This window comes from Mesorhizobium sp. M8A.F.Ca.ET.202.01.1.1, from assembly GCF_004791595.1.
Taxonomy (GTDB): domain Bacteria; phylum Pseudomonadota; class Alphaproteobacteria; order Rhizobiales; family Rhizobiaceae; genus Mesorhizobium.
On sequence record NZ_SRUN01000258.1, the window covers coordinates 1 to 296 of the forward strand.

A 296-nucleotide genomic window follows, 5' to 3' on the forward strand; every position below is an offset into this window, starting at 1 on the left:
CCTCGTCGAGAAGCGCCATGTGCACCCTGTCCGGCTCTCCCCAAAGGCCGAGCAGGCTCCAGCGGCCAGCGGCCAGCTGCTCGACGGCGAGACTCCAGGCCTTAGGCGTCACCAGCGCCCGCGGCCAGGGGGCGTGATGCTCGATCCGGCGGCCGGCTTCGACGAGATCCGCGAGTGCGGGGATGCTTTTCCTGCTCATCAAGCCTCACCCCAGGATACCGGCGACATGCTGGAACCACGCGACCAGCGGCGCCGGCAGGTAGACGCCGGCCGCGAACACCAGAGCGAGGTGCGAG

1 pseudogene is annotated in these 296 nt (G+C 69.9%); it reads right to left on the bottom strand.

Annotation, left to right across the window (positions count from 1 at the left end):
- Positions 1-199: pseudogene (locus EN845_RS34755) on the bottom strand (hydrogenase expression protein HypE); the annotation flags it as partial.
- Between the last annotated feature and the right edge of the window lie 97 nt (positions 200-296).